Source organism: Cellvibrio sp. (assembly GCF_039207905.1).
Lineage (GTDB): Bacteria > Pseudomonadota > Gammaproteobacteria > Pseudomonadales > Cellvibrionaceae > Cellvibrio.
Window position 1 is genome coordinate 49,184 of sequence record NZ_JBCECX010000032.1, and the last position, 7,252, is coordinate 56,435.

General features: G+C 46.5%; 5 protein-coding genes. All 5 read left to right on the forward strand.

Annotated elements, in window-relative coordinates; all coding sequences use genetic code 11:
- The first annotated feature begins 167 nt into the window (after positions 1–167).
- The 5 genes from AAGC78_RS16990 to AAGC78_RS17010 all read left to right on the forward strand — a co-directional run bounded on the left by AAGC78_RS16990 (position 168) and on the right by AAGC78_RS17010 (position 7,050).
- On the forward strand, positions 168–2,258 hold the full coding sequence (locus AAGC78_RS16990; RefSeq protein ID WP_435785293.1) for a TonB-dependent receptor plug domain-containing protein: 2,091 nt from the start codon (positions 168–170) through the stop codon (positions 2,256–2,258).
- Between the two features lie 32 nt (positions 2,259–2,290).
- On the forward strand, positions 2,291–3,127 hold the full coding sequence (locus AAGC78_RS16995; RefSeq protein ID WP_435785294.1) for a MipA/OmpV family protein: 837 nt from the start codon (positions 2,291–2,293) through the stop codon (positions 3,125–3,127).
- Between the two features lie 62 nt (positions 3,128–3,189).
- Positions 3,190–3,570, forward strand: a complete 381-nt coding sequence (locus AAGC78_RS17000) for a DUF3019 domain-containing protein (protein WP_435785295.1) — start codon at positions 3,190–3,192, stop codon at positions 3,568–3,570.
- 10 nt (positions 3,571–3,580) lie between these two features.
- Complete coding sequence (locus AAGC78_RS17005) at positions 3,581–4,306, forward strand: response regulator (RefSeq protein WP_435785296.1); 726 nt, start codon at positions 3,581–3,583, stop codon at positions 4,304–4,306.
- A 125-nt stretch (positions 4,307–4,431) separates the two neighbouring features.
- A complete protein-coding gene (locus AAGC78_RS17010) occupies positions 4,432–7,050 on the forward strand; it encodes a GLUG motif-containing protein (RefSeq protein WP_435785297.1) in 2,619 nt (872 codons plus the stop codon).
- Positions 7,051–7,252: the final 202 nt, after the last annotated feature.

Sequence of the window (7,252 nt, forward strand, 5' to 3'; positions counted from 1 at the left end):
AACCGGGTTTGGCGATAGCAAAAAACAGTTACACCGCAAATCACTTGTTACAGACTGATACAGACGCATTCGCACTGTTACAGCCATGCTGGCCCCCTGTTGTTAGGCTGTGCACTCTCTCTACCTGCCCGGAGCAGGTTTGTGCCCGGTTTAAAAAGGAAACTGCCATGCGTCTCCCCCTCGTTGTATCCCAAGGATGCCTGCTCGCGCTCATGTGTGTATCGGCTACGGCAAGTGAGCCAGCGGACGCGCAACAAAATACAAGCTCGTCCTCCAGTCATCCGCAGCCTGCTCGCGCGCAAGTGCCCGCGGTGGCGGAGGTCATGGTGCTGGGGCGCAAAAGTGACTATTCGGTCATTACCGAAAATGCACAAAAAATTATTGATGTTCCCGGTTCGTTGGGCGATCCGCTAATGGCGGTGTTCAGTTTGCCGGGCGTAATTGGTGAAGGCGATGGCGGCGGTGCCCCGGCGGTGCGCGGTTCGTCGCCGAGCGACAATCGCTATCTGGTAGATGGTGCGCCTGCTGCTTATGTATTCCATGCATTTTCCACCTCGATTTTTAATGAAAATATTATCCAGGATTTTGAATTGTATTCAGCGGGATTTGGCCCGCGTTACAGCAACGCCATCGGCGGTATTTTTGATATCAAATTGCGCGATCCCAAAGCGCAGGAATTAAAAACCAAAGTGGATGTTTCCATCCTGCGCGCGGGTGTGTTTGTCGAAGGTGAAGTGAGTGAAAACTCGGCCTTTTATTTGTCGGGTCGCAGCAGTTTGTTGCAATATTTTTTTGATGCCGACGAAGCCGAGCAAGAAGACGGTATTAAAGTACAGGATGCTCCCGAAGATACCGACTACCAATTTAAATACCAGTATCGCATCGGTGACAACCACAAGCTGACCCTGAATGCAAATGGCGCAACTGATTTGGCGGCAGCGGAATTTACCGAGTTATCAACAGAAGTGTTGGAAGAGCCTGATTTCGCCGGCGATGCCAAAATTAAAAATGCATTTAACAACCAAAGTTTGCGTTGGCAGTTTGCAGCGGGTGCCGGTAGCGAGTTGGATATGCAAATCGGGCACTATCAAAAAAAGGACGATACCTTTTGGGGCGGCGAGAAATATTTTTTCGATATGACCACCGAAGACGTTTATGCACTTGTTAATTACTCAATTCTGTTGGGTGATTCCCATTCCTTTTCGATGGGAGTGGAGGGACACGAAACGCAATACAGTTACGACGCTCGTTTTATTAATTATGTGTGTACCGAGTTTGATCCCGATTGCGAATTGCGCCGTGGCGAATTGGTGGAAGCAAATGATGAGGTCACTATTCGCGAGTATTCGACTTATTTAAATGATCACTGGGCCATTACCGATGCACTGGCGTTGGATGTAGGCGCGCAGGTTCATTACAACGACTTTACTGATGAAACATTTACCCATCCGCGTATGGCGCTGGCGTGGGAGTTTGTCGATAACTGGACGATCAATACTTCTGCGGGTTCGTACAATCGTTTACCGGATATTGATAAAACATTTCCGCAAATCGGCAATACGGAATTGAAATCACCCACATCCAATCATTACACCTTGGGGATCAAACACGAGTTGGCAAATGAATGGAGTTGGTCGGTTACCACCTATTACAAAACCATGGATGATTTACCGCTTGCCAGTAGCCTTAGCGACAATAACCAACCGCTCTACACCAACAATGTAGAAGGCGAGGCTTACGGTGTAGATTTATTTATTAACAAAGGTTTAACCGACCGTTGGTACGGTTGGTTGGCGATCAGTGCGTCGCGCAGTACGCGCACTAATCAGCTGACCAATGTTGAGCAGGATTATTATCTGGATACACCACTGGTGTTGAATTGGGTAATGAATTATCAGTTGAGCGAGAAGTGGGATGTGGGCACGCGTTTGACCTTGCAATCAGGTCGCGCGATTACACCAATTGTGGGTATTCAACCCAATCCTTATTTTGAAAATCGGATTTTGCCGGTGTACGGTGAACCCTATTCGGAAAATTTGCCAACCTATGCGCGGCTGGATTTGCGCTTTAAACGCGAAATGACACTTTGGGGTTATCCCGGCACTTACAATATTGATATTCTTAACGCGCTGAATCGACGCAATGTTACCGACCGCCGGCTCGATTACAAACGCACCCAATCGCCACAGGATGTTAAGTTGGAAGATGAAGTTGGTTTGGGTGTGATTCCGGCAGTGGGGATGTCGCTTATTTTTTAAATAACAATTTTTCCGTGACAGGTTTTTTGCTTATGCCTTATTTTTTGCGCGCATTGATGCTTGCATGCATATGCTTTCCGTTGGCAGCTATTGCTGGCGATCTTTCCAGTGAGGTGCGCAAAGGTGCGTCCGGGCCAGATTCAAGTAACGGTGGTTATCTTGAAGTCGGCGGTGGATTAAAAGTATTTACCAGCCCTTTTTATGGCGCGCCGGAAGGTAATGAACAAGGTGAAGTTCACGCCGAAGCGTTTATCGATATCAGCGCACGCTATCAATACAACGGCTGGTTTGTGGAGATGTTTTCGCAAAGCCTGGAACAATTTTCAGCGGGTTACAATTTTTATAACGGCGATAATTGGGCAGTCGATCTGGTTGGGCTGTCTGATCACGATGAAATGGATGAAGATGCCAGCAAAGATTATCGCGGTTTAAATCGCCGCCGCTTTGATGTGTTGCTCGGTCCACGCGGCACTGCGTATCTTGGTAATTACATTCTGCAAGTGCATGCGTTAAAAGATATTGTCAGCACCCACGAAGGTGAAGTTTATTCGATAAAACTGGCGCGACATTGGCAGCATCGTAATTTAAATTTCCATGCGATTGTGGGCGCAACTTATCGCACCCAGGAAGTGATGGATTATTACTATTCAATTGATGCAGATGAAGCATCGGAAAAATTTCCGGAATTTACCGCGTCTGGTGGAATGTCTTATATCGTTGAATTGGGAGCGACTTATCCTATCAGTGAGAGCTGGGTGTTCCGTGGATTTATCCGGCGTACGCAAATAGATTCTGCGCTCACCAAGAGTCCGCTCATTGTTGATGATCATGGTGAGATGATCGCCACGGCAATCAGTTACGTGTTCTAGCGGCGGAGATGCAAATGGATAGTTGTGCAGTTCGTCAGCGATCACTCCTCAGGCGATTATTATTGAGCACCTGTTTAAGCGTGTTTGTTTTTTCCGTTCACGCACAAACCTTGGCAGAGGCGCCCATCGCGCAGTTGCAATCCAAACCTAACCGCTGTGTTGCCTTGCACCAGGGGCAAGTGTGTTATCAGGATATTGTGTTGTACTGGCATGCTGATCGCAGCGGTGAATATTGTATCTACCAAAAACAAGCGCAAGAACCATTGCATTGTTGGCAAGCGCAAGCCTCGGGTGAATACCGTTATGCCTTTGCCAGTGATTCGCCCGTGCAATTGCAACTGGTCAGTATGAACAACAAAACTCCGGTAGCAGAAATGCAAATTGATGTTGCCTGGGTATACAAAGCCAACACCCGCCGTAAAACCCATTGGCGGCTTTTTTAGTAGCTTATTTATGACTCAGGATGCCCACGCTGTTCAATCTCGCCCCGCCCATATTTTATTGGTGGAAGATGATGTCTCTCTTGCTGAGTGGATTCTGCAATATTTGCGCGGCCACAATTATCAGTTAAGCCATATTGATCGCGGTGATCAGGTGCTTGCTGCGGTAAAACAACATCCGCCGGAATTAATTATTCTGGATGTTATGTTGCCTTATAAAAATGGTTTTGATTTGTGCCGCGAGTTGCGTACATTTTATTCCGGTCCCATCTTGATGCTCACTGCCTGTGGTGAAGAGACGGATGAAATCCTCGGCTTGGAGTTGGGCGCCGATGATTATCTAAATAAACCGGTGCGCCCGCGTGTGCTGTTGGCGCGTATCAAAGCGCTGTTGCGGCGCGAACCTTCAGAGCAACATGCAAACGAAGGCCAATTGCGTTTTGGGCAATTAAAAATCCTGCGCGATGCAAAAGCCGTTTTTTATCGCGATGAAGTGGTGCCCATCACCGCTAATGAATTTGATGTGCTCTGGTTGTTGGCCAGCCATGCAGGGCAGGTGATTCGCCGCGAGGAATTGGTCAATCAATTGCGCGGTATTGAATACGATGGTTTTGATCGCTCAATCGATATTCGTATTTCCCGCTTGCGCAAAAAATTGCTCGACAATACCGAGCAGCCTTATCGAATCAAAACGGTGTGGGCCAAAGGCTATTTATTTTCACCAGAGGCTTGGGAGTAATTGTGCAACGCCTTATTTTCTCGTTATTTCTTATTGTTATCACTGCTGCTGTTGGGCTTGGTTGGGGAATTGATCGCTGGTAAAGTGCCCCCTCACTTATTCAACTTTGTCATGGAAAGCTTAAATTGGAATCCCTCATCAATCGCGTTATAAAAACCTTTGCTATCGGCCTACTTATTTCTATTTCATTGTACTCTTTCGCTGCTGATGGTCGTCTGGATTATGATCTTGATAATGACGGTCTTATTGAGATTAATGATTGGGATGATGTCATTGCCATCAACAATAATTTAGATGGAAAAGCACTTTATGGAAGTAGCCTTGGTTGCCCCGTGAATGGTTGTCGCGGCTTTGAATTAACCACCGACCTGGATTTTGATACCAATGGCGATGGAAAGCTGGATGCCCAAGATACCTATTGGAACAGCGGTTTAGGTTGGCAAAGCATAGGAACTCCTGAGCAGCCTTTTTCAGCAATCTTTGAAGGCAACAAACATCTCATCCGCAACCTCATGATTAATCGTTGGAACAACAATAACCAAGCTTTTTTTGGTGCTTTATACGGTGCAACAATTCGCAACTTGGGGTTCAGTGGAGAACTGATGTCCATCACCGGCGCCTCAGTCACAGGAGCCTTAGCAGCTGTGGCAAACGATAGCAAGATTAGTGGGTGCTCCTCTGTTGGCAACGTTAGTGGGCGGTCTTACGTCGGCGGTCTTGTGGGTTTTATGTCGGGAGGCATCATTACCGCAAGTTTTACAGGTGGAGTTGTGAACGGATCGAAACGATATGTTGGTGGCGTGGTGGGTCAAACGAAGCCTGGCACGCTAGAGGCAATATTTTCCAGCGCGATAGTAACGGGAGACTCTGAGATTGGTGGCATCATTGGGTATGCAATAGACAGTAACCTCTCCGCTTCGCTTTCTACAGCCTATCTCACTGGGAATACCAATGTAGGGGAGCTATTGGGTGCATCCTACAGAACGACAACATTTACCCCCAATTATTGGCTGGCACAAACCCAATCTCCCCCCGTAATAGATCAACTAGGAATTGGGCTGACACTTACTCAGTTGCAATGCCCTATTACTGCGGATAATACCAGCTGTGTCTCTGGTAAAATTCTCTATCAGGATTGGGGGGGGCATCGTCACTGGCACTTTGGTAGCGCTAATCAATTACCCGGCCTGGTTATAAATGACGTAACCAACAGAGATAATGATGGTGACGGAACTTTTAACGCCGATGACCTTTGGCCCAATTCATTTGCAACAAGTAAAGATACAGACGGAGATGGCGCTGTAGATAGTTTTCACCCTCGCTGTGACAGTGCCTGCCAAACCGCTACAGGATTAAAACTCGATCATTTCCCCAACAATTCAGCAGCCAGTATTGATCAGGATGCTGATGGTAAACCAGATGCGTGGAATAGCTCTTGTGATGCAACCTGCCAAAACAGTTCGGGTCTTGTATTAGATACACAAGTCGATAATGCCGATTCTGATTCCAATGGTTTAATTGACATATCGACTTGGGCACAATTCAACGCTATCCGTAATAATCCCATGGGCACTGGTAGACAAATGAATGCTAGAGGCACCATCGATTCTTCTGGTTGCCCTATACAATTAATTGATGGAGTGTCCGAAGCAAGATGTAATGGGTACGAATTAAAAACAGATCTTGATTTTGATACCAACGCTGACGGTAAATTAGATTCCAAAGACATCTACTGGAACAGTGGAGCAGGTTGGGTTCCAATGTTTTTCTCAGCAACATTTGATGGTAATGGGCATGTCATTCGTAACTTAATGATCGACCGTCTTTATGCTGGAGAAGATGGTTACTTCCAGGGTTTATTCAGCAAACTGGAAAATGCCACTGTACGCGATCTCGGATTAACCGGGGATCTAATGGATATTAAAGGGCTTAGTATAGTTGGCGGTTTGGCAGGCTCTGCTACCAATACGTCAATTACAGGATGTTTTTCTACCGGGAGTATCACCAGTTTGAATGGCTCTACCGGCGGGCTGGTTGGAAGCTTATATGACAGCTCCATCACGAACAGTTTGGCGCTTGGTAAGGTACAAACCGAACGTGATTGGACTCCTGATGACTGGCCAACCAAAAACACCGGCGGTATAGCAGGCTATGCGTCAGCGTCAAATATTAATGCCGTATTTTCCAGTAGCACGGTGAACGGATATTCCTATGTCAGTGGAATTATTGGTGGGCCAGAAAACACAACATCAACCGGTGCCTTTGCAATCGGAGTCGTTAATAAAACAGCAGCACCCGATGCCGTAAAACTTCCTGCATTAAAGTGCGCAACCGCAACGGATAATTGCGCAAATGGCCAACCACTTTATGAGGGGTGGGACAAACTGAAAGATTCCGAGGGTAATTTGTATTGGGATTTTGGTGATGCATTACAGCTACCCGGTTTAGTGGTAAATCAAGTCATTTATCGTATCGACGACAATAATCAATTAACAACTACACCGCTTAATCCAAGCTCAAGCTCTTCGAGTTCGTCTGGCACACATTCATCAAGCTCGACTGAATCGTCATCCAGTATATCGAGTTCAATCTCTTCCAGTTCACAATCAAGCTCCCCTGTCATCAGCCAACCTGGAAGTTCTGGAACCAAAAAGGGTGGAGGTAGCGCAGATTTTGCTTTGTTGCTGATGTTGAGTGGATTGGTTGCAGGTTGTCTTAGGGGCAGGAGAGAGACAGTACACTAAGTCGATTGTACTGCAGTTAAACTCAAGGGTTCCTCTAGGTTAAACCTATGTTTCTCAGCAATTTGAAAGATATTTGGGCTATCACCTGCCGCAAAACCCATTGGCGGCTTTATTAATGATGAATATCAATTAAAAAACGCAAGCTACTATTTTATTGGTGGAAGATGATGTCTCTCTTGCTGAGTGGATTCTGCAATATTTG

What these genes read in the sequence shown, in the direction of transcription:
- AAGC78_RS16990 (WP_435785293.1), top strand. Translation starts at nt 168, where the DNA reads ATGCGTCTCCCCCTCGTTGTATCCCAAGGATGCCTGCTCGCGCTCATG.
- AAGC78_RS16995 (WP_435785294.1), top strand. Translation starts at nt 2,291, where the DNA reads ATGCCTTATTTTTTGCGCGCATTGATGCTTGCATGCATATGCTTTCCG.
- AAGC78_RS17005 (WP_435785296.1), top strand. Translation starts at nt 3,581, where the DNA reads ATGACTCAGGATGCCCACGCTGTTCAATCTCGCCCCGCCCATATTTTA.